This window comes from Streptomyces sp. NPDC039609 (genome assembly GCF_055596705.1).
Genome location: NZ_JBVIUJ010000009.1, coordinates 77881 through 103778, shown reverse-complemented (window position 1 = coordinate 103778; position 25898 = coordinate 77881). Strand labels below are relative to the sequence as shown.

The window sequence follows — 25898 nt, the reverse complement described above, 5'->3', positions numbered from 1 at the left end:
GTGCTCGAACACATCTCCATATTCCGACAGGGGAGCGCCACAGCGCTGAGAGTGCGGTCAGGACCGCAGACCCTCTGAACCTTGCCCAGGTCATTCTGGGTAGGAAGTTCGGTCGTAACTCGAGCTGTTGCGCCCTGCCCGCCTTCCGGTCGGCAGGGCCGCGTCTCTTCCTGGTCACACCCAGGAGGAATTTCAGTGAGCACCAAGAAGATGGCCGCCGCGGCGATCGTCGCCGCGCTCGGCGTCACCACGCTCGCCGCGTGCGGTTCCGAGGACGTCCGGGACGCGGCGGGCACGTCCGGCGCGCCCACGCCGAAGACCGTGACCCTCGTGAGCCACGACTCCTTCAACGCCTCCAAGGAGGTGCTGGCGGAGTTCACCAAGCAGACCGGCTTCACGGTCAAGGTCCTCAAGAGCGGCGACGCCGGCGAGGCCGTCAACAAGGAGATCCTGACCAAGGGCTCCCCGCAGGGTGACGTCTTCTTCGGCGTCGACAACACCCTGCTGTCCCGTGCGCTCGACAACGGGATCTTCGTCCCGTACGAGGCGAAGGGCCTGGACCGGATCCCCGCCGAGGTCGAGACCGACAAGGAGCACCGGGTCACCCCGATCGACTCCGGTGACATCTGCGTCAACTACGACAAGAAGTACTTCGCGGACAAGAAGCTCGCGCCGCCGCAGAGCTTCGACGATCTCGCGAAGCCCGCGTACAAGGACCTGCTGGTCGTGGAGAACCCCGAGCGTTCCTCCCCGGGCCTCGGCTTCCTGCTCGGCACCGCCGCCCGGTACGGCGACGACGGGTGGCAGGACTACTGGACGAAGCTCAAGGCCAACGGCGTGAAGACCGTCGACAGCTGGGAGCTCGCCTACAACCAGGAGTTCTCCGGTTCCGCGGGCGGCAAGAAGGCCAAGGGCGACCGGCCGCTGGTCGTCTCGTACGCCTCCAGCCCGCCGGTCGAGGTCCTCTACTCCGAGCCGCAGCCCAAGGAAGCCCCCACCGGGGTCTCCACCGGCACCTGCTTCCGGCAGACCGAGTTCGCGGGACTGCTGAACGGGGCGAAGAACCCCGAGGGCGGCAAGGCGCTGATCGACTTCCTGATCTCCAAGAAGTTCCAGGACGACATGCCGCTGCAGATGTTCGTCAATCCGGTGGCCAAGGACGCCACCCTGCCGGAGCTCTTCACGAAGCACGGTGTGGTGATCGACAAGCCGCAGACGATGGCACCCGAGAAGATCGCCAAGAACCGTGACCAGTGGATCCAGCAGTGGTCGTCGCTCGTTCTGAAGTAGTTCCCGACCGCAGGGGAAGCGCGGCGCGGCTCGGCCTGATGGTCGTGCCCGTCGCCTTCTTCGCGCTCTTCTTCGCCTGGCCCGTGGTCTCGATCGTCGAGCGCGGGCTGCGGGTCGACGGGGCGTGGCAGTTCGGCCGGTTCGGCGAGACGCTGAGCCGGCCGGAGATCCTCGACGTCCTCTGGTTCACGCTCTGGCAGGCACTCGCCTCGACCGCGCTGACCCTGCTGATCGCGCTGCCCGGCGCGTATGTCTTCGCGCGCTTCGACTTTCCCGGGAAGGGACTGCTGCGCGCCGTCGTCACCGTGCCCTTCGTGATGCCGACCGTCATGGTCGGTACGGCCTTCCTGGCGCTCGTCGGGCGCGGCGGGCTCCTCGACGAGCTGTGGGGGATGCGGCTCGACACCACCGTCTGGGCGATCCTGATCGCCCATGTGTTCTTCAACTACGCCGTCGTCGTCCGGACCGTCGGCGGTCTCTGGGCGCAACTCGACCCGCGCCAGGAGGAGGCCGCCCGGGTCCTCGGCGCGTCCCGCTGGACCGCGTGGCGGACGGTGACCCTGCCCGCGCTCGCCCCTTCCGTCGCCGCGGCCGCGCTGATGGTCTTCCTCTTCACGGCGAGCTCCTTCGCCGTCGTCCAGATCCTCGGCGGATCCACGTACTCCACCCTGGAGACGGAGATCTACCGGCAGACCGTCGTCCGCTTCGATCTGACCACGGCGGCCGTCCTCACGATCGTGCAGTTCGTCGCCGTCGGAGTGGTCCTCGCCGTGCACGCCCGGACCGTCCGCCGGCGGGAGACCGCGCTGAAGCTGGTCGCGCCCGAACAGACGGCGCGCCGGCCCCGGGGCGCCGGGCAGTGGGTGCTGTTCGCGGCCGTCCTGCTGTCCGTCGCGCTGCTGATCGTGCTGCCGCTCGGCGTCCTCGTCGAACGGTCCTTCGCCACCTCCGAGGGATACGGGCTCGACTACTACCGGGCCCTGCAGACCCCGGACCCCTCCGGAACCTTCCTCGTGCCCTTGCTGGACACGATCGGGAACTCGCTCCGGTACGCCGTCGTCGCCACCCTGATCGCCCTCGTCATCGGCGGGCTCGCGGCGGCTGCCCTCACCCGGCGCGCAGGCCGGCTCGTGCGCGGCTTCGACGCGCTGCTGATGCTGCCGCTCGGGGTCTCCGCCGTCACCGTCGGCTTCGGCTTCCTGATCACCCTGGACGAGCCGCCGTTCGACCTGCGGGCGAGCTGGATCCTCGTACCGCTCGCGCAGGCCCTGGTCGGTGTCCCCTTCGTCGTACGGACGATGCTGCCCGTGCTCCGTGCGGTCGACGAGCGGCTGCGGGAGGCGGCGGCCGTGCTCGGGGCCTCGCCGCTGCGCGCCTGGCGCGAGGTAGACCTGCCGCTGGTACGGCGCGCGCTGCTGATCGCGGCCGGATTCGCCTTCGCGGTGTCCCTCGGAGAGTTCGGCGCGACGGTCTTCATCGCCCGGCCCGACAGCCCCACGCTGCCGGTCGCCGTCGCCCGGCTGCTCGGCAGGCCCGGAGAGCTCAACTACGGCCAGGCCATGGCCCTTTCGACGATTCTGATGGTGGTGTGCGCGGTGGCCCTGCTGCTGCTCGAACGGCTCCGCACCGACCGGACCTCCGGGGAGTTCTGATGCTGACGCTCAAGGACGCGACCGTACGGTTCGGGCAGCGGGCCGTGCTCGACTCGGTGGACCTGACGGTGGCCGAGCACGAGATCGTGTGCGTGCTCGGGCCGAGCGGCAGCGGAAAGTCCACGCTGCTGCGGGCCGTCGCCGGACTCCAGGCCCTGGACGAGGGCCAGGTGCTGCTGGGCGGCAGCGACCAGGCCGGGGTGCCGGCCCACCGGCGCGGCGTCGGGCTCATGTTCCAGGACCACCAGCTCTTCCCACAGCGGGACGTCGGCGGCAACGTCGCCTTCGGGCTGCGGATGCGCGGGGTCGGGAAAGCCGAACAGGACCGGCGGGTCGGGGAGTTGCTGGAACTCGTCGGCCTGCCCGGAGCGGGCCGGCGGGCCGTCGCCTCGCTCTCGGGCGGCGAGCAGCAGCGCGTGGCGCTCGCCCGCGCACTCGCCCCACGGCCCCGGCTCCTCATGCTGGACGAGCCGCTCGGCCAGCTGGACCGAGGGCTGCGGGAACGGCTCGTGGTCGAACTGCGCGGTCTCTTCGGCCGGTTGGGTACGACGGTGCTCGCCGTCACCCACGACCAGGGGGAGGCGTTCGCGCTCGCCGACCGGGTCGTGGTGATGCGGGACGGCAGGATCGCCCAGTCCGGGACTCCGCTGGAAGTCTGGCAGCGGCCTGCCTCCGAGTTCGTGGCGCGCTTCCTCGGATTCGACAACGTGGTGGAGGGGACGGTCGGCGGGGACGCGGCCGACACGGTGTGGGGGAAGGTCCCCGTGCCCGACGGAGCGCCCCAGGGCCGGGGCAAGCTCCTCGTGCGCCCGGGCGGCGTCCGGCTCGGCGCCCCGGAGGATGGCCTGACCTGCACGGTCGAGGCCCGCACCTTCCGCGGCACCCACGTCGCCGTCCTGCTGCGCCCGGCCGAGGGTCCCGCACTGGAGGCGGAGTGTCCCCTCCGGGACGCACCGGAGGAGGGCGCGCGGGTGGGCGTGACGTTCGCGGCCGAGGAGGTCGTGATCCTGGCGGGGGACTGAGCGCCGGGCCTCGGCCTGCCGGATCGGCGGCTCCTCGGCCCGGCGGCAGCGGACCCGGCGCCTCCTCGGCACGTCGGCAGTGGACGTGCACCCGGCGGCTCCTCGGTCCGTCGGCAGCGGACCCGGCGGTCCTCGGCCCGGCGGCAGTGGACGTGCACCCGGCGCCTCCTCGGCCGGGCGGCAGCGGACCCGGCGGCCCTCGGCCCCGTCGGTCAGTAGACGTGGACCGGCGCCTCCTCGGCCCGGCGGCGCGGACCCGGCGGTCCTCGGCCCGGCGGTCAGTAGACGTGGACCGGCGGATTCTCGGCCCCGTCGGTCCGTCACGCAGACCCCGCGGTGGTCGTTCGGTCAGCAGCGGACGCAGACCCGGCGGGTGGCCCGCTGGTAGGAGCGGGTCGCCCGGCCGAGCGCGAGCCCGTAGACGCAGAAGCCCCCGTAGACGACGACGAGCACCCAGGGCGCGTGGTCGTCCACGGCGACATCGATCGCGCCCGCCCAGATCAGGGGGCCCATCACCGCCAGGAAGGCGCCGAACGGGGTGAGCGCGCCCGCGCCCGCCCATCCCAGGGCCAGCAGCGGCACACGCGGGAGCCGTCGGCCCCAGGGGCGGGTGAGGGCGAGCGCCAGGGCCATGCCGATCAGGGCGAGGACGACGGTGATGTCGACGCCGTGGTCGTACAGCCAGAGTCCCGCGTCGCTGGTGTACCTGGGGTCGGCGCCGGGCCGCCCCTCACCGGAGAAGCCGGGCGTCACGCCCAGCGCCCAGGCCGTCTTCAGCGCCGCGTACGGGACGAGGGCCGCGACCGCGACGAGACCTGCCCGGGTGTCCGGCGGCAGGCCGGACGGGGTGCCCGCCCGCCCGCCGCAGTGCGGGCAGGTGCCGAGGGTCCGGCGGCGGTACGCGAGGGCCGCACACCCCCACAGGACCGCGCCGAGCACCGCGAAGCCCTGGTTCACCCAGGCCGCCCAGTCGATGGCCGGCTGGTTGCGGGACAGGAAGAACAGCAGATGCGTCGGGGTGAGAAGGAAGGCGAAGCCAGAGGTCAGACAGAGGGCGACGACCGGCCAGGCGGCGCGGTGCAGCCAACGGCTGCCGGGATGGCGCACCATCACGTACGCGAGGACGGCCGCGGCCCCGTACAGCCCCGCCGCCGTCACCTCCGCGGCCGGGCCCGTCGCCTTGCAGAGGAGTGCGTAGCCGAACGCGGGGCCGGTGAGCGCGGCGACGGTCGCGCCCGTGGCGTACAGCGCGGACCAGACGAGTGCCGCGCGGCCCGCCCAGGACGGCCAGGTGGAGAGGAGTGTCTTCGGCGTCATGGAACGAGCGTCCCGGCGCCGGTCGTTCCGGTCGTCACTCCGTGGGCGGGACCGGGTCCGCCGTGCGGTGGAGGGCGGGTGCGACGACGTGGGGAGCTACGGAACGCGTACGGGATCGCGACGGGCCTCGGGCACGGACCCGTTCTCGTCCGGCACTCCCGCGTCCTCCGCCCCGTGGCTTTCCGGGGCGCCGAACCAGGCCACCGCCACCGCGCCCGCGACCGCGAGGGCGAAGCCGAGGACGGCGAGCCAGGCGAAGCCCGGGCGGGAGGCGTCGCCCAGCCACCAGACACCGATCATGCCGGGGAGCACCGTCTCGCCGACCACCAGCGCCGCCGTCGCCCCGTTCACCGAGCCGATCTGGAGCGCGACGGTGTGCAGATACATGCCGCCGATGCCGGCGACGAGGATCGCATACAGCGCAGGGTCGGTGAGCAGCGCGCCGAGGTCGAAGGGGTCGATGCCGTTCAGGATCCGGACCCCGACGCCCAGCGCGCCGAAGCCGAGCCCGGAGAGCAGACCGGCCAGGATCGCCGCTCGCGCGCCCAGGAGCCGTACGAGAACCGTCCCGCCCACCATCAGGAGCACGGAGATCGCGAGCAGCCACCAGTGCGTGGCGACCGGGGTGTGCCCGCTGCCCTCCGGGCCCGCCGCGCTCGCCAGAAGCACCAGGGCCGAGCAGACGACGCCGATGGACGTCCACTCCGCGCGGGTGAGCCGGATCCCGAGCAGCCGGACGCTCAGGACCGCCGTGACGACCAGGTTCGCGCTGATCACGGTCTGGGACAGGAACAGCGGCAGCAGCCGGGCCGCGAGCGCGCCGAGACCGAAGCCGATGAAGTCCAGGATCGTGCCGACGACGAACTCCCACGTCGTCGCCGCCTTCGCGGTGGAGGACAGGCTCGGCCCGCCGCGCTCCGTGAGCCGGCCCGCCGCGGCGGCCTCACGCCGGGCGGACTTGCGCGACCCGACGGCCTGCAGGACGGAGCCCGTGCCGTAACAGATCGAGGCGGCGATGGCGGTCAGCAGTCCTATGAGCACCGGGTGGCTCCGTTCCGGAAGGATGGCGGTACGGACTGCCAGACGACGGATCGGGCGTCGAAGTTGCCTCGCGCGGCCACCGAACGTGATCCTCCGGCCCGCGGTGCGGCAACGTCCCGGCCACCATCAGCGGCGAGAGGCCCCCGGTCAGAGACGTCGGAGGGCCTCGGGAGCCTCGTCGATCGAGTCCACCAGGGCGATCCTGGCCGCCATCGGACGGTTCGCGGCCAGCGCCTGGAGCAGGGGCCAGGTGGGCAGCCGTTCCGTCCAGTGGGCGCGGTTCACCAGGACCATCGGGGTCGGCTCTCCCCGCGACTCGTAGTAGTTCGGCGTCGTGTTGTCGAAGATCTCCTGGACCGTGCCGGCCGCGCCGGGCAGGAAGACCACCCCGGCGGTGCAGCGCGCGAGCAGGCCGTCCTCGCGGGTGGCGTTGGCGAAGTACTTCGCGATGTGGCCGGCGAACGGGTTCGGCGGTTCGTGACCGTAGAACCAGGTGGGGATGCCGACCGAGTCGCCGCCCTTCGGCCACCGCGCGCGCACCTCGAAGGCGGCGCGGGCCCACTCGGTGACGGACGGGGTGAACGAGGGTGCCTTGGCGAGGAGTTCGAGCGCCTCGTCGAGGACGGCGTCGGCGAGCGGCGCCGTGTACGCGCCCAGGTTCGCCGCCTCCATCGCGCCGGGGCCGCCTCCCGTCGCCACGGTGAGACCCGTACGGGCCAGGGACCGCCCGAGCCTTGCCGCACCGGCGTACGCGTCGGTGCCACGGCCCATCGCGTGCCCGCCCATCACACCGACGACCCCGGTGCCGGCGAGGAGTTCGTCGAGGGCGTCGGAGATCGCGTCGTCGTGGATGGAGCGGAGCATCGACGCGAAGATGTCGCCGTCGGCCTTCGTCCGCTGGAACCAGTCGTACGCGCGGGCGTCGGGGGTCGCCTCGTACCCCTCGTCCCTGACGCCTTCGAACAGTTCGTCGGGGGAGTAGAGGCGGGCGCGGTACGGGTCGAACGGCAGATCCGGCACGGGCGGGAAGACCAGGGCGCCGTCGGCACGGACCTTGGCGGCGGCCTCCGGCTGCATGGCGCAGCCGAGGAAGACGGCGCCGGTGGTGGAGGCGGAGAGCAGCGCGAAGGTGCGGTCGGTGAGGTCGACGGACTGGATCCGGTAGCCGAGGAGGGACCCGTGGGTGACGGCCGCGTCGAACTCGGCGGGGGTGTGGATTTCGCGCGCGTGCGGGCGGGTCATGGTGCCCACGATAGGCCCTCGTGGGGCGGGTGCCGTGTCAGGGCATCCGCCCTGTTGACGGGGCTTGAAGGTGACGGGGCGAAAGGCGACGGGCCTGAAGGTGACGGGGCGAAAGGCGACGGGGCCCGAAGGCGAGGGGCGAAAGGCGACGGGGCTGAGGGTGCGCGACGCCCGTGCGTGCCGGGCCCGAGGGGCGGACGCGCCCGCCGGGGCGCTGTCCGTGTGCCCGACCTCCCCCAGACGTCGTCCGGGGGACCCCCGACGTCGGCCGCGGGTGGGCGTCAGGCCCCCAGGGGGACCGCCGCAAGTGTCCCCACCAGCCACGTGAGCGGCAGGAACACCGCCAGCAGGACACCCGCCCGCATCAGGGCCGCGTTGCGGAGGGCCGTGGGTGGGGCGCCCAGGCGGACCAGGGCTTCCGTGGTGTGGGCGCGGCACTGTTTGGACTCCAGGGCCGCCGTCAGCAGCGTCGCCGTCGTGCAGGCCATCACGAGCGCCGCTCCCAGACCTGTCAGCGGGCCGAAGCCGCCGGCCCGGGAGCTGTACAGGCTCGCCCCGGCGAGGGCGCCCGAGGCCACCGCGCACACCACGCCGAGCGGGCGGCCGATGCGCCGGGACTCGTCCATCAGGACGCGGCCGGCGAGGAGACGGATCGCGCCCGGGCGGACCGCCTGCAGGACGCGGCCGCACCAGTGGGTGATGCCGGGGCCCGCCATCGCGAGGCCGAGCGCCGTGAGGATCCAGCCGGCGAGCACGCCGCCGGGGCTGCCGTCGAAGCGGCCCGGCAGGGGGAACACGGCGTCCCCGCCGCCCTCACCCGCGTACGTCTCGACCGCGAGGCCCATCGCGAGGAGCGCCACGCCCCAGGGGAGCCCGGAGGGGGCGACCTTCTCGATGCCCTCGGGGGCCGGGGGAGTCCCGCGGGGGCGCAGCGCGAGCGCCGCGGCCGTGGAGGCGACCACCGGCAGGATCGCGAGCAGGGTGAGCGCCCCCGCGAGCGGGATCGGCTGGTGCGCGGCCAGGAGTTCGGCGGCGGCGCCGTCGAACGGCAGCCCGGTGATGTCGCCGCGCAGGTGCAGGTAGAACAGCAGCGCGACCATCGAGCCGAGCGTGCAGGAGACCGCCGTCGAGGCGGCGGCGATCGCCGTGAGCCGGGCCGGGCCCAGGCCGATCGCCGAGAGCCCGGGCCTCGGCCGCGTGCTGGGGTCCGTACGGGCCACGGCGACCGCGAAGTGTGTGGTCGCCGCCAGCGGGACCAGGCACCACAGCAGGCGCAGGGTCGCCGCCGCCGACCGGTCCGGGTGGCCCACGGCGTACCCCAGCGTGCACAGCAGCAGAAAGCCGACCCCCGCGGCCGCCGCGGCGACCAGGAGGCGCCGCAGCAGGACGAGGGGGTGGGTCCCGCGGACTAGACGGAGAGCGAGCACGCGGCGACGCCCTCCGCCCCGGTGGTGCCGACGCGGCGCCCGTCGAGCAGGGCCACCGAGCGATCGGCGAGGGTGGCGACCTCGCTGTCGTGGGTGGCGAGCAGCACGGTGATGCCGTGCGAGCGGGCCGCGGCGGTGAGCGTTCGCAGCACCTGGGACCCGTCGGCGCGGTGCAGGGAGGCGGTCGGCTCGTCGGCGAAGAGGACCGACGGGGTGGTGACCAGGGCCCGGGCGATGGCGATCCGCTGGCGCTGCGACTGGGTCAGGGCGTGCGGGCGCTTACGGCCGTGCATCCCGATGTCGAGCCGCTCCAGCCACTCCAGGGCGGAGGTCTTGGCCGCCTTGTGGGAGACGCCGCGCAGCAGGAGCGGCAGGGCCGCGTTCTCCCAGGCGGTCAGTTCGGGGACGAGCCCGGGTTCGGGGTCGATCCAGCCGAAGCGGTCCCGGCGCAGCCGTTCGCGCTGGGCCTGGCTCATGGTGTGGACGGGGCTGCTGTTGAACCAGACCTCGCCCTGCTGGGCGACGGTCTGTCCCGAAAGACAGCGCATCAGTGTGGTCTTCCCGCTGCCGCGCGGGCCGATCAGGGCGAGGATCTCGCCCTCGCGCACGCCCAGGGAGACGCCGGTGAGAACGTCCGAGCCCTCCAGGGTGCAGTGCAGGGAACGCGCCCAGAGCACGTCATTGTCCGGTGGGGCCATCGCGTACACCTCGATGTCGGATCCGATTCTTGCGTTCCCCCGTCCGGGGGAACGAAGGGACGGGCCTGTCGGTCACTGGGCACCGTAAGTATTCGGATCCGTTTGTACGGACAGCACGCGGCCCGGGCCGCCGCCATCCACTCGGATGGCGGCATACCCGGGCCGGGGTCACGCCGTGAGGGCGGCGTGAGGTCCTGTGCCTCGAAGGGCGGGGACGGTCAGAGCTTGGTCCACGCCTCGGTGAGCACCGAGCGCAGGATGCCTTCGATCTCGTCGAAGGTGCCCTGGTCGGCGATGAGCGGCGGGGCCAGCTGGATGACCGGGTCGCCACGGTCGTCGGCACGGCAGTACAGACCGTTCTCGAACAGCGCCTTGGAGAGGAAGCCGTAGAGGACGCGCTCGGTCTCCTCGTCCGTGAAGGACTCCTTGGTGACCTTGTCCTTCACGAGCTCGATGCCGTAGAAGAAGCCGTTGCCGCGGACGTCGCCGACGATCGGCAGGTCGTGCAGCTTCTTCAGGGTCTCGAAGAAGTTGCCCTCCTGGTCCAGCACGTGCTGGTTCAGGCCTTCCTTGTCGAAGATGTCGAGGTTGGCGATCGCGACCGCCGACGACACCGGGTGGCCACCGAAGGTGTAGCCGTGCAGGAAGGTGTTGTCGCCCTTGTAGAACGGCTCCGCGATGCGGTCCGAGACGATGCAGGCGCCGATCGGGGAGTAGCCCGAGGTCATGCCCTTGGCGCAGGTGATCATGTCCGGCACGTAGCCGAACTTGTCACAGGCGAACATCGTGCCCAGGCGGCCGAAGGCGCAGATCGTCTCGTCCGAGACGAGGAGCACGTCGTACTGGTCGCAGATCTCGCGGACCCGCTGGAAGTACCCGGGCGGCGGCGGGAAGCAGCCGCCGGCGTTCTGCACCGGCTCGAGGAAGACGGCCGCGACGGTCTCGGGGCCCTCGAAGAGGATCTGCTGCTCGATCTGGTCGGCGGCCCAGCGGCCGAAGGCCTCGGGGTCGTCGCCGTGGATCGGGGCACGGTAGATGTTGGTGTTCGGCACCTTGTGCGCGCCGGGGACCAGCGGCTCGAAGGGGGCCTTCAGGGCCGGCAGGCCGGTGATCGACAGGGCGCCCTGCGGGGTGCCGTGGTAGGCGACCGCACGCGAGATGACCTTGTACTTGGTGTGCTTGCCCTGCAGCTTGAAGTACTGCTTGGCGAGCTTCCAGGCGGTCTCGACGGCCTCGCCGCCACCGGTGGTGAAGAAGACCTTGTTCAGGTCGCCCGGGGCGTAGTCGGCCAGACGCTCGGCGAGCTCGACGGCCTTGGGGTGCGCGTACGACCACACCGGGAAGAACGCGAGCTCCTGGGCCTGCTTGTACGCGACCTCGGCCAGCTCCTTGCGGCCATGACCGGCGTTGACCACGAAGAGACCCGCGAGACCGTCGAGGTAGCGCTTGCCCTTGTCGTCGAAGATGTAGGTGCCCTCACCACGCACGATGGTGGGGACGGGGTTGTTCTCGTACGACGACATGCGGGTGAAGTGCATCCACAGGTGGTCGTACGCGGTCTTGGACAGGTCCTGGGTCACGGTTATCGAGTTCCCCACATATAGGTCTGCTTCTTGAGCTTGAGGTAGACGAAGCTCTCCGTGGAGCGCACGCCGGGGAGGGTGCGGATGCGCTTGTTGATCACATCCAGCAGATGGTCGTCGTCCTCGCAGACGACCTCCACCATCAGGTCGAACGAGCCCGCGGTCATCACCACGTACTCACATTCCGACATGGCCGTCAGTGCTTCCGCGACCGGATCGAGGTCACCCTCGACGTTGATGCCGACCATCGCCTGCCGCCGGAGGCCCACGGTGAGCGGGTCGGTGACGGCGACGATCTGCATGACGCCCTGGTCGAGCAGCTTCTGAACACGCTGTCGCACCGCCGCCTCGGAGAGGCCGACGGCCTTGCCTATCGCCGCGTACGGACGGCGACCGTCCTCCTGGAGCTGCTCGATGATCGCCAGGGAGACGGCATCGATCGTCGGGGACGAACCGGAACCGGTTCTGGAGTTCGTGCTTTGACTGGCCACGGCTTCACTCTGCACCGAGACTCGTCGGTCTGGCAAGCCCAGATCGATGTAATTCGTTGTTTGAGGCTTCAGATCTCACCGAATCCGAAGTTGGCGGATGTCGGGCCTGTCGAAAGCGTCAGGGAAGCGATTAGGCTGAGGTGTCTCAGCAAACGGGACGCCGCACGACGAAGTGCGACCATGAACGTGACAGGAGGGGTGGCAAAGTGACCACCGAGCTGCGCCGGCTGCGTAACTACATCAACGGGGAGTTCCGGGACGCCGTCGACGGACGGACCATCGATGTGGTCAACCCGGCCACGGGCGAGGTCTTCGCCACGTCTCCGCTCTCCGGACAGGCGGACGTCGACGCCGCCATGGACGCGGCCGCGGCCGCGTTCCCGGCCTGGCGGGACACCACGCCGGCCGAGCGCCAGAAGGTCCTGCTGAAGATCGCGGACGCCTTCGAGGAGCGCGCCGAGGACCTGATCGCCGCCGAGGTCGAGAACACCGGCAAGCCCGTCGCTCTCACGGCGAGCGAAGAGATTCCCCCCATGGTGGACCAGATCCGCTTCTTCGCGGGTGCCGCCCGGATGCTCGAGGGCCGTTCGGCCGGCGAGTACATGGAGGGCATGACCTCCATCGTCCGTCGCGAGCCCGTGGGTGTCTGCGCCCAGGTCGCGCCGTGGAACTACCCGATGATGATGGCCGTGTGGAAGTTCGCCCCGGCGCTCGCCGCGGGCAACACGGTCGTCCTCAAGCCGTCCGACACGACCCCCGCGTCGACCGTCCTGATCGCCGAGATCATCGGGCAGATCGTGCCCAAGGGCGTCTTCAACGTGATCTGCGGCGACCGTGAGACCGGCAAGGCCATGGTCGAGCACCCGACCCCGGCGATGGCCTCCATCACCGGTTCGGTGCGCGCCGGTATGCAGGTCGCCGAGTCGGCGTCCAAGGACGTCAAGCGCGTCCACCTGGAGCTGGGCGGCAAGGCCCCGGTCGTGGTCTTCGAGGACACCGACATCGCCAAGGCCGTCGAGGACATCTCGGTGGCGGGCTTCTTCAACGCGGGCCAGGACTGTACGGCCGCGACCCGTGTCCTGGTGCACGAGTCCATCCACGACGAGTTCGTGGCGCAGCTGGCCAAGGCGGCCACGGACACCAAGACCGGTCAGCCGGACGACGAGGACGTGCTCTACGGCCCGCTGAACAACGCCAACCAGCTGAAGCAGGTCTCCGGCTTCATCGACCGCCTCCCGGCCCATGCCAAGGTCGAGGCGGGTGGCCACCAGGTCGGCGAGAAGGGCTACTTCTACGCCCCGACCGTCGTCTCCGGCCTCAAGCAGGACGACGAGATCGTCCAGAACGAGGTCTTCGGCCCGGTCATCACGGTGCAGTCCTTCCGTGACGAGGACCAGGCCCTGGAGTACGCCAACGGCGTCGAGTTCGCCCTCGCCTCCTCGGTCTGGACGAAGGACCACGCCCGCGCGATGCGGATGTCGCGTGCGCTGGACTTCGGCTGCGTGTGGATCAACACCCACATCCCGCTGGTGGCGGAGATGCCGCACGGCGGCTACAAGAAGTCCGGCTACGGCAAGGACCTCTCGGCGTACGGCTTCGAGGACTACACGCGCATCAAGCACGTGATGACGTCCCTCGGCTAGATCGCCGGCTTCTCCGGCCGCGGCCCCGGCACCCTTGATCGACAGGGTGTCGGGGCCGCGGCCGTTCGGTCGACGGACCGTCCATTGTTCCTTCGCGGCGGGCCCGGGATGCTGCACGGGTGAGAGCGACAGCCAGGAACACAATGTCCCGCCGGTCCCTGCTCCGCGGGATCGGCGGTGTGGGGGCCGCGACCGTGCTCGGCGGCTGCGGGGTGCCCGCCGCCTATGTCGAGCCGGGGGAGCGGGCCGGGCGGGACCTGTCCGCGCGGGACCGGACGCTCGACTTCGCGAACTGGCCCCTCTACATCGACACCGATGACGACGACACCTCGAAGCGGCCCACGCTGGACGCCTTCGGCGCACGCACCGGGATCTCCGTCCGCTACACCGAGGAGATCAACGACAACGACGAGTTCTTCGGCAAGATCAGCCCGGCGCTGATGAACCACCAGGAGACCGGCCGCGACCTCATCGTCGTCAGCGACTGGATGGCCGCCCGGTTCGTACGGCTCGGCTGGGTGCAGGAGATGGACCGGGCGAAGCAGCCGAACATCACCCGGTACCTGGACCCGCAGCTGCGCTCGCCCTCCTTCGACGAGGGCCGGCTGCACTCCGTCCCCTGGCAGTCCGGGATCACCGGCATCGCGTACAACCGCAAGAAGCTGGGCCGGGAGATCCGTTCGGTCAAGGAGCTGTGGGACGACGAACTGCGCGGGAAGATCACCCTGTTGTCCGGGCTCGACGAGTCCTTCGCGCTGCTCATGCAGGGCAACGGCGTCGACGTGACCCGGTGGACCGCCGACGACTTCCACACGGTGTGCGAGAAGATCGAGGGGCTCGTACGGAACCGGCACATCCGGCGCTTCACCGGCAACGACTACATCAAGGACCTGTCGACCGGCGACGTGCTGGCCTGCCAGGCGTACTCGGGCGACGTCATCCAGCTCCAGGCCGACAACCCGGACATCGAGTTCGTCGTCCCGGAGGAGGGCGCCGAGCTGTGGGCCGAGTCGCTGATGATCCCCAACCTGGCGCGGCACAAGACCAACGCCGAGAAGCTGATCGACTACTACTACGAGCCCGAGGTCGCCGCCGAGCTCGCCGCCTGGGTCAATTACGTCTGCCCGGTCCCCGCCGCCCGTGACGTCCTGGCCGGCTCCGACGACGAGGAGCTGGCGGCCCTCGCCGAGGACCCGCTGATCTTCCCCGACGACGAGATGCGGGGGCGGCTGTCGATCGCCCGGGACATCACCTCGGAGGAGCGGACGGAGTTCGCGAAGAGGTGGAACTCGATCGTCGGCCTGTGAGTTCACCGGACGTGAATGCGAACGTGGACTCGAACGTGAACTCTGCTGTGACGTACGGTCTGTTGGCCGCCTGGGCCCTGCACGACGCCGAGGAGATCCTCTTCGGGCCCCGCTGGCTCCGGGAGCATCTGCCGGAGCTGCGCGAGCGTTTCCCGCAGGCTCCCGAGGCGGTGTGGAAGGTCGTGGAGAGCGTCGACGAACGGGAGTTCGCCGTCGCCGTGACGGCGGTGGGGGCCGTCGTGGCCGCCGCTGCCGTCGCCGGACAGCACTCCGGCGGCCGGTCGGCCTTCTATCAGGCCGCACTGAACGGCTTCGGCCTGCACGGCCTGGTCCATCTGGCGCAGGCCGCCGCCGTCCGTGGATACACACCCGGCTCGGCGACCTCGCCGCTGATCGTCGTGCCCTTCACGCTCTGGGCGCGCGGGCGGCTGCGGCGGGCCGGCGTGCTGCGGCCGACGAGGGCGCGGGACATGGTGACGGGGCTCGCGGTGGCCGGCGGAGTGACCGTCGCCGCGCACGCCCTCGCTCGGAAGGTGACCGGTCACCCCAGTTTTTGAACGCGTTCATGGTGGGCGTAGGGTGCTGTCATGAACGAGACGAAGGGGCCCCGTGCCCTTCTCAGGCGTATCCGTGTGTGGCTGGTCGTCTTCATCGTCTGTCTGGTGCTGAGCGGGGCCACCGCCTTCCCTCTCGTCACCGAAATCCGTCTTCTCGAAGACGCGTTGACGTCCTGGGCGGCCCCCGTGGCCGAGCTCTTCCCCGGACTCCTGGAGTGGATCGAGCGGGTACGGGCAGGTGTCGACACGGCCGACGCGCAGTACCCCTTCCTGCTCTACGGCACCGACTGGCTGGCCTTCGCCCACCTCGTCATCGCCGTCGCGTTCTACGGCCCCTACCGCGACCCGGTCCGGAACATCTGGGTGATCGAGTTCGGGATGATCGCCTACGCCGGGATCATCCCGCTCGCACTGATCTGCGGCCCGATCCGGGACATCCCCTTCTGGTGGTCCGTCATCGACATGTCGTTCGGCGTCTTCGGAGTGATCCCGCTGCTCGTCGTACGCCGGATGATCAAGAGGCTCGAAGCGGTGCAGGCCGTGGCCGAAGCGCCTCAGTCCGTCGGCGCCCCGTAGGTCGCCACCATGATGTTCAGCGCGACCTTGTTCGCGTCCTGGCCCTTCGCGTCCGTGGAGTTGACGCTGTAGACCAGGGTGCGCGCGCCGCCGCGGGTCGAGGCGATGGCCGCGTTGTAGCCCCAGCGGCCGCCCGACTTGCCCCACACCTCCCGCCCGCCGAGCTCCTTCATCGCCAGCCCGGCCGCGTACGCGGCCGGGTCGCCCCTCGTGAAGTCCGTGACCTTCGGCAGGGTGAACATCTCCTCCAGGAGCGGGCCGCGCACCACCCGGCCGTCGAAGAGGGCCGTCGTGAACCGCTCCAGATCGGCCGTCGTCGAGATGATGTCGCCGGCCGCCCAGCCGTCCGTCGTCCCCCACACCGACACATCGCGCAGCCCGGTCGTGCCGTCGTCCAGCTTCATCGTCTGGTAGCCGTGGTTGTGCGGACCCTTGATGCGGGGGTCGGCCCCGGGAAAGTACGTGTCGCGCAGCCCCAGCGGCCGCAGGACGCGCGCCGCGACCTGGTCCTCGTACGTGTCACCGGTGACCCGCTCGATCAGCAGACCCGCGATGGTGTAGCCGATGTTGAGGTAGTGCTGGCGGGTGCCGGGGGCGAACTCGCGCTTCTTCGCCGTCGCCGAGCGGACCATCTCCCGCGGGTCGTGGATCTCGAAGCGGTTCGCGTACCACTCCTCGACCGTCGTGCCGGCGAAGTCCGGCGCCGGGATGCCGTGCGTGTGGTTGATCAGCTGGCGGACCGTCACCTTCCCGTACCGGCCCGGAATCAGTTCCGGCAGGTAGGAGCGGGCCGGGCGGTCCAGGTCCAGCCGCCCCTCGGCGGCCAGTTGGAGGACGACAGCGGCGGTGAACACCTTGGTCACCGAACCGGCCCGGAAGCGGGCGTTCGCGTCGGCCGGGCGCATCGTCGCCAGATCGTGCACGCCCGAGGCGCCGCGCCAGACACCCTCGGTGCCCCCGACGCGTACCAGCGCGGCCGTGGCATGGGCCTTCGGCAGCCCGGCGATCGCCGCTTCGAGCGCCGCATTCGAGGTCGGCGCCGGTACGGACGCGGGGGTGGACGGGCGCGCGACGGCGGCCGGCAGCACCGCGGGGCCCGCCGCGACCCCCAGGACGAGGGCGGCGGCCAGCAGCGTGCGCGTGGTGCTCTTCATGGTCAACTCCGTGGATGTGAGCCGGTGTTCTCGATGACTCCCATCCTGCTGACCTGCGGCGATCGCCGGATCGCCGGAGCGGGGGATCTTCGCCCGCCCCGCTCATCCCCCGGCCGGGGGAGAACCGGCGGTGATCAGCCCGCTCTCGTACGCGCAGATCACCGCCTGGATCCGGTCCCGAAGGCCCAGCTTGGCGAGCACGTTCCCCACATGCGTCTTCACCGTGTGGTCGCTCACCACCAGCTCCGCCGCGATCTCCGCGTTGGAGAGGCCCCGCGCGAGCAGCAGCAGCGTCTCCCGCTCGCGGGCCGTCAGCGCGTCGAGGCGCGGATCGGGCCGGGGCGCGCGCCGGGCCGGGCGGGTGTACTCCGCCACCAGCCGCCGCGCCACGGACGGGGCCAGCAGCGAGTCGCCCCGCGCCACCACCCGTACCGCGTGCACCAGGTCGTCCCGGCGCACGTCCTTCAGCAGGAATCCGCTCGCGCCCGCGTGCAGCGCCTCGTACACGTACTCGTCGGAGTCGAAGGTCGTCAGCATCACCGTCCGGCACGCCGACTCGGCGCTGATCGTCCGGCAGGCCTCGATGCCGTCCACGCGCGGCATCCGGATGTCGAGCAGGGCCACAGCGGGGTGGTGCCGCCGCACGGCCTCGACCGCCTCGGCCCCGTCGCCCGCCTCCGCGACCACCTCGATGTCCGGCTGTCCCTCCAGGATCATCGAGAAGCCGCTGCGGACCAGCTCCTGGTCGTCGGCCACCACGACACGGATCGTCAACGCGCCACCTCCGCGGGAGAGGTTACGGGGAGCTCGACCCGTACCTCGAAGCCCCGGCCGTCCGGCCCCGGTCCGTACACCGCCGTGCCGCCGTGCGCCGCCGCCCGCTCGCGGATCCCGACGAGCCCGTGACCGCCGGAGCCCGCCGGAGCACCGCGCCGCGGACCGCGGCCGTCGTCCGTCACGACGATCTCCAGGACACCGTCCTCGTGGGCCAGCCGCACGGAGGCGGTCCGCGCCCCGGCGTGCTTCACCACGTTCGTCAGCGCCTCCTGGACGATGCGGTGGACGGTCGCCCCGACGGCGGACGGCAGGGCCCGCACCCCGCCCGTCGTCGTGTACGAGACGTCCAGCCCACTGGCCCGGACCCGCTCCACCAGCTCCGGCAGCCCGCCGAGATCCGGCTGCGGCTCCCGGGGCGCGTCGCCCTCCGTCCCGTCGCGCAGCACCCCCAGCATCCGGCGCAGCTGCGCCATGGCGTCCCGGCCGGTCGCGGAGATGGCGTCGAACGCGGCCTCCGCGCGCTCCGGAGCCGCCCGCACCGCCACCGGACCGGCCTCCGCCTGCACGACCATCAGGCTCACCGCATGGGAGAGGATGTCGTGCATCTCCCGGGCGATCCTCGCCCGTTCACGCGCCGCCGCCTGCTCGGCCTCGACGCGATGGGCCCGCTGCCGGGCATCGGTCAGCCGCCCGAAGACGTACGCCGCCGCGAACACGAAGAGGGAGAAGGTCAGTTCACGCGCCGAGCGGGTGTTGAGCCACACCGACACGGGCACCGCCACCGCGAGCAGCAGCAGGGCCGTGAGCCGCTGCCAGGCCGGCGCGATCGCGGCGATCGTGTAGATCACGACGAGCCCGGTGTACGGCAGGGGCTGGCCCGGACCCTCCACGGCCAGCCTGTACAGCGCACTGGCCGCCATGACCGCCAGGAGCACCTCGAAGGGCGCGCGCCGCCGCCAGACCAGCGGCAGCACCGTGAGCGTGGTCAGCCCGTACGCCGGCCAGGTCGCCGGCTCCAGTTCCGGCGGGCGGGGCACCACGAACGGCATCGTCATGGCCGCCTGGACGAGCAGTGCGATCCCGACGTCCACGGCCTGCGGACGGGAGGCCCCGAACTCCCGCGCCCGCTCCCACCATCCTCGAACGTCCCCCCGTATGCCCACTACGGCTTCCGGCCCACCGCGCCGAACTGCGCCACCTCGCTCGCCGGGGCGAACCGCCAGCTCGCGCACGAGACGATCCCCGGCTCCAGGACGTCGAGCCCGTCCAGGAAGGAGGTGAACTCGGCGCGGGTGCGGGCGGTGATCGGCGGGGTCGCGTTCTCGTTCCAGAACTTCATCGCCGCCACGTTTCCCTCGCCGCCGAGCTCAGGCTCCAGGGTGGGGTGGGTGAGTACGAGATGGCTGCCGGACGGCATCGCGTCCATGAGCGTACGGACCACGCTCCGGGCCTCGTCGGTGTCCAGGACGAAGTTGAGGATGCCCAGCATCATGACCGCGACCGGACGCGACAGGTCGAGCGTCCGGGCCGCGGCCTCCAGGATGAGCTCCGGGTTCCGCGCGTCCGCGTCGATGTACTCGGTGACTCCCTCCGGGGCGCTGGTCAGCAGCGCGCGGGCGTGCGTCAGCACGATCGGGTCGTTGTCGACGTAGACGATCCTGGCCTCCGGCGCGACCCGCTGGGCGACCTCGTGGGTGTTGTCGGCCGTCGGCAGGCCGGTGCCGATGTCCAGGAACTGGCGCACCCCGGCGTCGGCCGCCAGATGCGTCACCGCCCGGCCGAGGAACGCCCGGTCCGCGCGGGCCACTTCACCGATGCTCGGGTAGAGGCCGGTGACCTGGTCGCCGACCGCCCGGTCGACGGGGTAGTTGTCCTTGCCGCCCAGCCAGTAGTTCCACACGCGGGCGTTGTGCGCGATGTCGGTCCGGATCCGCTCGGCCCCTGTCACCGGTGGTCTCCCCCTCGCAGTTCGGCGGCTCGCAGTTCGGCGGCGAGCGCGTCCACCCGGTTGGTGGTGATCGCATCCACCCCGTGGGACAGGAGCTTACGCATGGAGCGCCGGGTGTCCGCGGTCCAGGCCGACAGCAGGTACCCGTCCCGGTGCACCCGCTGCGCCAGCTCCCGACTCACCAGACCGAAGCGGTAGTTGAGCCAGCGCGGCCGCACCGCGTCCAGGAGCACGGCACGCGGCGGTGCGAGCGTCGTCCAGGTCAGGGCGATCTCCGCGGCCGGGTCGGCGGCCCGGACCTGGAGCATCGCCACCCCGCCCGCGCAGTAGTACACCCGCTCGGCGGCCCCGCACTCGCGGACCGTGCCGACGATCGTGCGGACCGACTCCTCGTTCCCGCCGGGCAGGTCGAGCATCAGCCGGTGCGGTCCGGCCGCGATCAGCGCCTCGCGCAGCGTGGGCACCCCGCCGTACGTCAGCTCCCGCAGCTGGGAGTGGGTGAGCGCGGACAGCGGCCGGTCGTGGCCCCATAGCCGTTCGAGCGTGTCGTCGTGGAGCAGGACGGGGACGCCGTCGCGGGTGAGCCGTACATCGATCTCGACGGCGTCCGCGCCCCCCTCGATCGCCGAGACGATCGAGGGGACCGTGTTCTCCCGCACGCGGTACGGGTCGCCGCGGTGGCCTACGACAGTGACGTGATCCGGGGTGACGTGGTCCATGGGGCCATTGTTGCGGCTGGGGCGTCGCTCAGCGCGCGAGCCACGTGTCCGTGTAGTCGTCGATCTCGGCGGCGATGCGGGCCTTCCCGGCCTCGTCCAGGAACGACGCCTCGACCGCGTTCTTGGCGAGGGCGGCCAGACCGCGCTCGTCGAGCTCGAGAAGACGGGCGGCGACCGCGTACTCGTTGTTCAGGTCCGTACCGAACATCGGCGGGTCGTCACTGTTGATCGTCACCAGGACGCCGGCCGCCACCATCTCCTTGATGGGGTGCCGGTCCAGATCGGCGACCGCGCGGGTCGCGATGTTCGAGGTCGGGCAGACCTCCAGGGCGATCCGGTGCTCCGCCAGGTGGGCCAGGAGCGCCGGGTCCTGCACGGCGCTGGTGCCGTGGCCGATGCGCTGGGCGCCCAGCTCGTTCACGGCGTCCCAGATCGTCTCCGGTCCTGTCGTCTCGCCCGCGTGCGGGACGGAGCGCAGGCCGGCCGCGATCGCCCGGTCGAAGTAGGGCTTGAACTGCGGGCGCGGTACGCCGATCTCCGGGCCGCCGAGGCCGAACGAGACGAGGCCCTCGGGGCGCAGGTCGACCGCGAGCCGGGCGGTCTCCTCCGCGGCCTCCAGACCGGCCTCGCCGGGGATGTCGAAGCACCAGCGCAGCACGATGCCCAGCTCGGCCTCGGCGGCCTTGCGGGCGTCCTCGATGGCCGCCATGAAGGCGCGCTCGTCGATCCCGCGGCGGGTCGAGCTGTACGGGGTGATGGTGAGCTCGGCGTACCGGATGTTCTGCCGCGCCATGTCCCGGGCGACCTCGAACGTCAGCAGCCGGACGTCCTCCGGGGTGCGGACGAGGTCGACGACCGAGAGGTAGACCTCGATGAAGTGCGCGAAGTCGGTGAAGGTGAAGTAGTCGGCGAGCGCCTCGGGGTCCGTGGGGACCTTCGAGTCGGGGTGGCGTGCGGCCAGCTCGGAGACGATTCGCGGAGAGGCGGAGCCGACGTGGTGGACGTGCAGCTCGGCCTTGGGGAGGCCCGCGATGAAGGAGTGGAGATCGGTCATCGGATCATCGTAGGCCGGGCCGGTCCGCCGTCCGGGGGAGGTCGTAGCATGGCGTGACCACGATGGGGGAGGCCCATGTCTGACAACAGCGACCAGCCGCAGGGCGGGTACGACCCGGCGGACCCGTGGGCTCCGCCGAACCGCGACGGGGTGGAACTGAGCAAGTCCCCGACGCCCGCGCCGCAGGACCGTCCGCCGGTGCACGACCAGCCGACGATGACCTCGATGCCGGCGGCCGGGGACGTGCCGCCGCCGCCCGTGGCCCCCGGGGGCCCCGCGACCACACCCGGCGCGTACGGATACCCGGCCGCGACGCCCGCCGCGCCCGCACCGGCGGCGTACGGCTACCCCGGCTATCCGGGATACAGCGGCTACGGCCAGACCGGCTGGCAGGCGGCCCCGTCCAACGGGATGGGGACGGCGGCGATGGTGCTCGGCATCATCGCCACCGTCGGCTTCTGCATGTACGGCCTCGGTGTCGTCCTGGGTGTCCTGGCCCTGATCTTCGGCATCATCGGCCGCAAGAAGGTGCAGCGGGGCGAGGCGAACAACGGCGGGATGGCGACCGCGGGAATCGTCCTCGGTTCGATCGGCATCCTGATCAGCTCGGTGTTCCTGGGCTTCATCATCTGGGCCATCGCCCAGGGAGAAAGCTACGACAGTGACACGGACGACCCGTGGGCGACGAGCCTGGTGGTCGAGAACCGCTAGGCCGTCCCGCGAGGGAGAAGGGCCCCGCGCCGTCCGGCTGCGGGGCCCTCCCTCTGCGCCGCGTCTATGCGCTGCGCCGGGTGTAGACGCTGCGCAGCGTCTATGCGCCGCGCAGGCGCTCCCGCGCCTCCATGAGCGCGAAGCCCAGCAGGTTCAGTCCCCGCCAGCGGGCGGGGTCCATCGCGCGCGGATCGTCGGCGGTGAGACCGATGCCCCAGACGCGGTCCAGCGGGCTCGCCTCCACCAGGACGCGGCCGCCCGTGCCGAGCAGGAACGCCCGCAGGGCGTCGTCCGAGGCGAACTTGTGGACGCTGCCCTCCACGACGATCCCGAAGCGCTCCCGCTGCCACACCGCCTCGTCGAAGCCCCGCACCAGCCGTCCGGCGTTCTTGGCCTCCGCGGGCGTGCGGGACGACAGCGCGGCCCGCTCGGCCTCCGGGTCGCCGAAGAGCCGGGCCTTCGCCGCCATCATCCAGTGTTCGGCCGTCGCGTACCGCACCCCGTCGACCTCGAAGGGTGACGCCCACCACTGGCTCAGACAGCTCGCGGAGAGCTGTCCGTCCGGCCTCGGGCGGTGGCCCCAGAAGTGCAGCCACTTCACGTTGTCGCCCCTACTGACCTGCTGCGTCAGCTCGTCGATCTTCCCCATGCATGCGATTCTGGCAGCCGCCACGGACATTCCGTACGGTCATTTACCCGACCCCTCGACACATGGTCGACCGATTCCGTCGCGTAACCAAAAGGCAACAACGGAATCACTTGTTGGCCTGGTATAGCTCTGTCAGGATCGGCACTCAATTCGAGCTGGAACAACGGAGAGCGTCATGGGCAACCGCTTCCAGGTGACGGACCGCTTCGCGGACGGCGCACAGTACATCGGCGGCCGTCTGCGGCCCGGGACCTCGGGCGAGGAGCACAGCGTCGTCGACCCGGCCACGGGCGAGAGCGTCTACACGTACGAACTGGCGTCCACCGCGGACGTGGACGCCGCCGTCGCCGCCGCGAAGGACGCGTTCCCGGGCTGGGCCGGCGCCACCCCCGGCGAGCGCTCGGACGCGCTGCACCGGTTCGCCGGGGTGCTCGCCGAGCGGGCCGAGGACTTCGCCCGCGTCGAGTCCCTTCAGTGCGGCAAGCCCATCAAGCTGTCCACCGAGTTCGACGTGCCCGGCACGGTCGACAACACCGCCTTCTTCGCCGGAGCGGCCCGTCACCTCCAGGGCCAGTCGGCCGGCGAGTACAGCGGTGACCACACCTCGTACGTACGGCGCGAGCCGATCGGTGTCGTCGGCTCCATCGCCCCCTGGAACTACCCGCTCCAGATGGCCGCCTGGAAGATCCTCCCGGCGATCGCGGCCGGCAACACGATCGTCCTGAAGCCGGCCGAACTCACCCCGCTCACCTCGCTGATGTTCGCCCAGGCGGCCACCGACGCGGGCATCCCCGACGGTGTCGTCAACATCGTCAACGGCGCGGGACGCACCGCCGGCGAACACCTCGTCGCCCACCCGGACGTGGTGATGACCTCCTTCACCGGCTCCACCCCGGTCGGCAAGCGCGTCGCCGAGATCGCCACGTCCACCGTCAAGCGGCTCCACCTCGAACTCGGCGGCAAGGCCCCCTTCGTGGTCTTCGACGACGCAGACCTGGAGGCCGCCGCCCACGGCGCCGTCGCCGCCTCGCTCATCAACACCGGCCAGGACTGCACCGCCGCCACGCGCGCGTACGTCCAGCGCCCGCTCTTCGACGCCTTCGTCGCCCGGGTCGCCGAACTCATGGAGACCGTCCGCCTCGGCGACCCGTTCGACCCGTCCACCGACCTCGGCCCGCTGATCAGCCACGCCCAGCGCGACCGCGTCGCCGCCTTCGTCGACCGCGCCCGCGGCTACGCCACCGTCGTCACCGGCGGAGAAGCCCCGGGCGGGGAGCTGAAGAACGGTGCGTACTATCGTCCGACCCTGATCACCGGCGCCGCGCAGGACAGCGAGGTCGTGCAGTCGGAGATCTTCGGACCGGTCCTGGTGGCCCTGCCCTTCGACACCGACGACGACGGCATCCGGCTCGCCAACGACACCCCCTACGGCCTCGCCGCCTCCGCCTGGACCCGCGAGGTCTTCCGGGCCAACCGCGCCACCCGCGAGATCAGGTCGGGCTGCGTCTGGGTCAACGACCACATTCCGATCATCAGCGAGATGCCGCACGGCGGCTCCAAGGCCTCCGGGTTCGGAAAGGACATGTCGGCGTATTCCTTCGAGGAGTACACGCAGGTCAAGCATGTGATGTACGAAAACACCGCGGTGGCCAGGAAGGACTGGCACCGCACGATCTTCGGAGACCGGTAGTCCTCCCCAACCCCCGAGAGGTACAGCGCATGGAGCAGTACGAGCCCGACAGCCTGTCCGCCGCACAACTCGCGGCGATGCGACGCAGTCTGACGAGTGGCCGGGGCGCCCTCACCCGCCGTTCGATGCTGCGCGCCGGTGGCGTCGGTGCGCTCACGGTCGGCGGCCTCGCGACCCTGAGCGCCTGTGGAATCCCGCCGGCCAAGCGGGAGGGCCAGGGCGGCCCCGCGTCCACGGACTTCTCGGCAAAGGAGAAGCAGGTCGCCTTCTCCAACTGGACCGAGTACATGGACGTCAGCGAGGACGAGAAGTCCCGCCCCACCCTGGAGGCTTTCACCAGGCGCACCGGGATCAAGGTCAAGTACACCGAGGACATCAACGACAACGTCGAGTTCTTCGGCAAGATCAAGCCGCAGCTCGCGGCCGGGCAGGACACCGGCCGCGACCTGATCTGCGTCACCGACTGGCTCGCGGCGCGCATCATCCGGCTCGGCTGGGCGCAGAAGCTGGACGCGGCCAACCTCCCCAACGCCTACGCGAACCTCTCCGCCCAGTTCCGCCGCCCCGACTGGGACCCGGGCCGTGCCTACTCCTACCCCTGGACCGGCATATCCACCGTCATCGCCTACAACTCCAAGGCGACCGGCGGCAAGAAGGTCGACTCCGTCACCCAGCTCCTGGACGACCCCTCCCTCAAGGGCCGGGTCGGCTTCCTCACCGAGATGCGCGACTCCGTCGGCATGACGCTGCTCGACATGGGCAAGGACCCGGGGAAGTTCACCGACGCCGAGTACGACGAGGCGATCGGGCGGCTGCAGAAGGGCGTCGACAAGAAGCAGATCCGGCGCTTCACCGGCAACGACTACACCTCCGACCTGGACAAGGGCGACCTCGCGGCCTGTCTCGCCTGGGCCGGCGACATCATCCAGCTGCAGGCCGACAACCCGGACATCAAGTTCGCGATACCGTCCGCCGGTTACATCACCTCCAGCGACAACCTGCTGGTCCCGGCCCAGGCGCGCCACAAGGCCAACGCCGAGAAGCTCATCGACTACTACTACGAGCTCCCGGTCGCCGCGCAGCTGGCCGCGTACATCAACTACGTCTGCCCGGTCGACGGGGTGAAGGACGAGCTCGCCAAGATCGACCCGGAGCTGGCCAGCAACACGCTGATCCTGCCGGACAAGGCCATGGCCGCGAAGTCGCACGCCTTCCGCTCGCTCACCAGTGAGGAAGAGACGGCGTACGAGGAGAAGTTCGCCAAGCTCATCGGTGCCTGATCCCCCGCAGCGGCAAGCGCGGGGGCGCACCCATCGTCGTCCACCTCTTACGAACCTGGGATCGCAACCC

General features: G+C 71.1%; 24 protein-coding genes. 10 read left to right on the top strand and 14 right to left on the bottom strand.

Translation table 11 applies throughout. The features are described from left to right. Positions 1–210 precede the first annotated feature (210 nt). Genes ACZ561_RS26430 through ACZ561_RS26420 form a run of 3 tightly spaced genes read left to right on the top strand, consistent with a single transcriptional unit; the run spans position 211 to position 3964 of the window. Positions 211–1290 carry a thiamine ABC transporter substrate-binding protein gene (locus ACZ561_RS26430; RefSeq protein WP_470999805.1) on the top strand — a complete coding sequence of 360 codons (1080 nt, stop codon included), beginning with the start codon at positions 211–213 and terminating at the stop codon, positions 1288–1290. A gap of 38 nt (positions 1291–1328) precedes the next feature. Beyond that, positions 1329–2942 carry an ABC transporter permease gene (locus ACZ561_RS26425; protein WP_470999466.1) on the top strand — a complete coding sequence of 538 codons (1614 nt, stop codon included), beginning with the start codon at positions 1329–1331 and terminating at the stop codon, positions 2940–2942. Beyond that, a complete protein-coding gene (locus tag ACZ561_RS26420) occupies positions 2942–3964 on the top strand; it encodes an ABC transporter ATP-binding protein (protein WP_470999465.1) in 1023 nt (340 codons plus the stop codon). Before ACZ561_RS26425 ends, ACZ561_RS26420 begins: the two co-directional genes overlap by 1 nt. Positions 3965–4312: 348 nt before the next feature. Here the strand turns inward: ACZ561_RS26420 and ACZ561_RS26415 are convergent, their stop codons facing one another. The 7 genes from ACZ561_RS26415 to ACZ561_RS26385 all read right to left on the bottom strand — a co-directional run bounded on the left by ACZ561_RS26415 (position 4313) and on the right by ACZ561_RS26385 (position 11763). Continuing rightward, the gene (locus tag ACZ561_RS26415; RefSeq protein ID WP_470999463.1) at positions 4313–5281 is read right to left on the bottom strand and encodes a hypothetical protein; all 969 of its coding nucleotides are present in this window, start codon (positions 5279–5281) and stop codon (positions 4313–4315) included. Positions 5282–5377: 96 nt separating this feature from the next. Further along, positions 5378–6322: a DMT family protein gene (locus ACZ561_RS26410; RefSeq protein ID WP_470999462.1), complete on the bottom strand. Its 945-nt coding sequence runs from the start codon at positions 6320–6322 to the stop codon at positions 5378–5380. Between the two features lie 147 nt (positions 6323–6469). Further along, entirely contained in the window at positions 6470–7564 is a 1095-nt protein-coding gene (locus ACZ561_RS26405; protein ID WP_470999460.1) for an LOG family protein, read from the bottom strand. 281 nt (positions 7565–7845) lie between these two features. Further along, positions 7846–8991 (bottom strand): hypothetical protein, encoded by a 1146-nt coding sequence (locus ACZ561_RS26400; RefSeq protein ID WP_470999459.1) that lies wholly within the window; start codon positions 8989–8991, stop codon positions 7846–7848. Further along, positions 8973–9689 carry an ABC transporter ATP-binding protein gene (locus ACZ561_RS26395; protein WP_470999457.1) on the bottom strand — a complete coding sequence of 239 codons (717 nt, stop codon included), beginning with the start codon at positions 9687–9689 and terminating at the stop codon, positions 8973–8975. The genes ACZ561_RS26400 and ACZ561_RS26395 overlap by 19 nt, the downstream gene beginning before the upstream one ends. Before the next feature lie 218 nt (positions 9690–9907). Continuing rightward, positions 9908–11287 carry an aspartate aminotransferase family protein gene (locus tag ACZ561_RS26390; protein WP_376439517.1) on the bottom strand — a complete coding sequence of 460 codons (1380 nt, stop codon included), beginning with the start codon at positions 11285–11287 and terminating at the stop codon, positions 9908–9910. Beyond that, the gene (locus tag ACZ561_RS26385) at positions 11272–11763 is read right to left on the bottom strand and encodes an Lrp/AsnC family transcriptional regulator (protein ID WP_352191863.1); all 492 of its coding nucleotides are present in this window, start codon (positions 11761–11763) and stop codon (positions 11272–11274) included. The genes ACZ561_RS26390 and ACZ561_RS26385 overlap by 16 nt, the downstream gene beginning before the upstream one ends. Positions 11764–11969: 206 nt before the next feature. Here ACZ561_RS26385 and ACZ561_RS26380 point away from each other — a divergent pair, with 206 nt between their 5' ends. The 4 genes from ACZ561_RS26380 (at position 11970) to ACZ561_RS26365 (ending at position 15846) form a co-directional block, all read left to right on the top strand. After that, a complete protein-coding gene (locus ACZ561_RS26380) occupies positions 11970–13406 on the top strand; it encodes a gamma-aminobutyraldehyde dehydrogenase (protein WP_470999455.1) in 1437 nt (478 codons plus the stop codon). A 143-nt stretch (positions 13407–13549) separates the two neighbouring features. Further along, on the top strand, positions 13550–14713 hold the full coding sequence (locus tag ACZ561_RS26375) for an ABC transporter substrate-binding protein (RefSeq protein WP_470999453.1): 1164 nt from the start codon (positions 13550–13552) through the stop codon (positions 14711–14713). 35 nt (positions 14714–14748) lie between these two features. Beyond that, positions 14749–15270 (top strand): HXXEE domain-containing protein, encoded by a 522-nt coding sequence (locus ACZ561_RS26370; RefSeq protein WP_470999451.1) that lies wholly within the window; start codon positions 14749–14751, stop codon positions 15268–15270. A gap of 30 nt (positions 15271–15300) precedes the next feature. Next, positions 15301–15846, top strand: coding sequence for a hypothetical protein (locus tag ACZ561_RS26365; RefSeq protein ID WP_470999449.1), 546 nt, complete (start codon positions 15301–15303; stop codon positions 15844–15846). Here the strand turns inward: ACZ561_RS26365 and ACZ561_RS26360 are convergent. The 6 genes from ACZ561_RS26360 to ACZ561_RS26335 all read right to left on the bottom strand — a co-directional run bounded on the left by ACZ561_RS26360 (position 15825) and on the right by ACZ561_RS26335 (position 21498). After that, a complete protein-coding gene (locus ACZ561_RS26360) occupies positions 15825–17000 on the bottom strand; it encodes a serine hydrolase domain-containing protein (protein WP_470999448.1) in 1176 nt (391 codons plus the stop codon). The genes ACZ561_RS26365 and ACZ561_RS26360 overlap by 22 nt on opposite strands. Positions 17001–17102: 102 nt before the next feature. Continuing rightward, complete coding sequence (locus ACZ561_RS26355; RefSeq protein ID WP_470999447.1) at positions 17103–17774, bottom strand: response regulator; 672 nt, start codon at positions 17772–17774, stop codon at positions 17103–17105. Then, a complete protein-coding gene (locus tag ACZ561_RS26350; RefSeq protein ID WP_470999446.1) occupies positions 17771–18940 on the bottom strand; it encodes a sensor histidine kinase in 1170 nt (389 codons plus the stop codon). Before ACZ561_RS26350 ends, ACZ561_RS26355 begins: the two co-directional genes overlap by 4 nt. Further along, complete coding sequence (locus tag ACZ561_RS26345) at positions 18940–19725, bottom strand: SAM-dependent methyltransferase (RefSeq protein WP_376439496.1); 786 nt, start codon at positions 19723–19725, stop codon at positions 18940–18942. Before ACZ561_RS26345 ends, ACZ561_RS26350 begins: the two co-directional genes overlap by 1 nt. Further along, positions 19722–20444 carry a glycerophosphodiester phosphodiesterase gene (locus ACZ561_RS26340; RefSeq protein ID WP_470999444.1) on the bottom strand — a complete coding sequence of 241 codons (723 nt, stop codon included), beginning with the start codon at positions 20442–20444 and terminating at the stop codon, positions 19722–19724. Before ACZ561_RS26340 ends, ACZ561_RS26345 begins: the two co-directional genes overlap by 4 nt. A 28-nt stretch (positions 20445–20472) precedes the next feature. Further along, a complete protein-coding gene (locus tag ACZ561_RS26335; RefSeq protein WP_470999443.1) occupies positions 20473–21498 on the bottom strand; it encodes an adenosine deaminase in 1026 nt (341 codons plus the stop codon). A 75-nt stretch (positions 21499–21573) separates the two neighbouring features. Here ACZ561_RS26335 and ACZ561_RS26330 point away from each other — a divergent pair, with 75 nt between their 5' ends. Continuing rightward, positions 21574–22209, top strand: coding sequence for a DUF4190 domain-containing protein (locus tag ACZ561_RS26330; RefSeq protein ID WP_470999441.1), 636 nt, complete (start codon positions 21574–21576; stop codon positions 22207–22209). 100 nt (positions 22210–22309) lie between these two features. On the opposite strand, the gene ACZ561_RS26325 is transcribed toward ACZ561_RS26330, so the two are convergent. Beyond that, positions 22310–22888 (bottom strand): NADAR family protein, encoded by a 579-nt coding sequence (locus ACZ561_RS26325; RefSeq protein WP_470999439.1) that lies wholly within the window; start codon positions 22886–22888, stop codon positions 22310–22312. Positions 22889–23033: 145 nt separating this feature from the next. On the opposite strand from ACZ561_RS26325, the gene ACZ561_RS26320 reads away from it, so the two are divergent. Together ACZ561_RS26320 and ACZ561_RS26315 are read left to right on the top strand one after the other, a co-directional pair. Beyond that, on the top strand, positions 23034–24548 hold the full coding sequence (locus tag ACZ561_RS26320) for a gamma-aminobutyraldehyde dehydrogenase (RefSeq protein WP_470999437.1): 1515 nt from the start codon (positions 23034–23036) through the stop codon (positions 24546–24548). A gap of 29 nt (positions 24549–24577) precedes the next feature. Beyond that, on the top strand, positions 24578–25828 hold the full coding sequence (locus ACZ561_RS26315; protein ID WP_470999435.1) for an ABC transporter substrate-binding protein: 1251 nt from the start codon (positions 24578–24580) through the stop codon (positions 25826–25828). Positions 25829–25898 lie beyond the last annotated feature (70 nt).

What these genes read in the sequence shown, in the direction of transcription:
- ACZ561_RS26430 (WP_470999805.1), top strand. Translation starts at nt 211, where the DNA reads ATGGCCGCCGCGGCGATCGTCGCCGCGCTCGGCGTCACCACGCTCGCC.
- ACZ561_RS26425 (WP_470999466.1), top strand. Translation starts at nt 1,329, where the DNA reads ATGGTCGTGCCCGTCGCCTTCTTCGCGCTCTTCTTCGCCTGGCCCGTG.
- ACZ561_RS26420 (WP_470999465.1), top strand. Translation starts at nt 2,942, where the DNA reads ATGCTGACGCTCAAGGACGCGACCGTACGGTTCGGGCAGCGGGCCGTG.
- ACZ561_RS26415 (WP_470999463.1), bottom strand. Translation starts at nt 5,281, where the DNA reads ATGACGCCGAAGACACTCCTCTCCACCTGGCCGTCCTGGGCGGGCCGC.
- ACZ561_RS26405 (WP_470999460.1), bottom strand. Translation starts at nt 7,564, where the DNA reads ATGACCCGCCCGCACGCGCGCGAAATCCACACCCCCGCCGAGTTCGAC.
- ACZ561_RS26395 (WP_470999457.1), bottom strand. Translation starts at nt 9,689, where the DNA reads ATGGCCCCACCGGACAATGACGTGCTCTGGGCGCGTTCCCTGCACTGC.
- ACZ561_RS26375 (WP_470999453.1), top strand. Translation starts at nt 13,550, where the DNA reads ATGTCCCGCCGGTCCCTGCTCCGCGGGATCGGCGGTGTGGGGGCCGCG.
- ACZ561_RS26365 (WP_470999449.1), top strand. Translation starts at nt 15,301, where the DNA reads ATGAACGAGACGAAGGGGCCCCGTGCCCTTCTCAGGCGTATCCGTGTG.
- ACZ561_RS26360 (WP_470999448.1), bottom strand. Translation starts at nt 17,000, where the DNA reads ATGAAGAGCACCACGCGCACGCTGCTGGCCGCCGCCCTCGTCCTGGGG.
- ACZ561_RS26340 (WP_470999444.1), bottom strand. Translation starts at nt 20,444, where the DNA reads ATGGACCACGTCACCCCGGATCACGTCACTGTCGTAGGCCACCGCGGC.
- ACZ561_RS26335 (WP_470999443.1), bottom strand. Translation starts at nt 21,498, where the DNA reads ATGACCGATCTCCACTCCTTCATCGCGGGCCTCCCCAAGGCCGAGCTG.
- ACZ561_RS26330 (WP_470999441.1), top strand. Translation starts at nt 21,574, where the DNA reads ATGTCTGACAACAGCGACCAGCCGCAGGGCGGGTACGACCCGGCGGAC.
- ACZ561_RS26325 (WP_470999439.1), bottom strand. Translation starts at nt 22,888, where the DNA reads ATGTCCGTGGCGGCTGCCAGAATCGCATGCATGGGGAAGATCGACGAG.
- ACZ561_RS26320 (WP_470999437.1), top strand. Translation starts at nt 23,034, where the DNA reads ATGGGCAACCGCTTCCAGGTGACGGACCGCTTCGCGGACGGCGCACAG.
- ACZ561_RS26315 (WP_470999435.1), top strand. Translation starts at nt 24,578, where the DNA reads ATGGAGCAGTACGAGCCCGACAGCCTGTCCGCCGCACAACTCGCGGCG.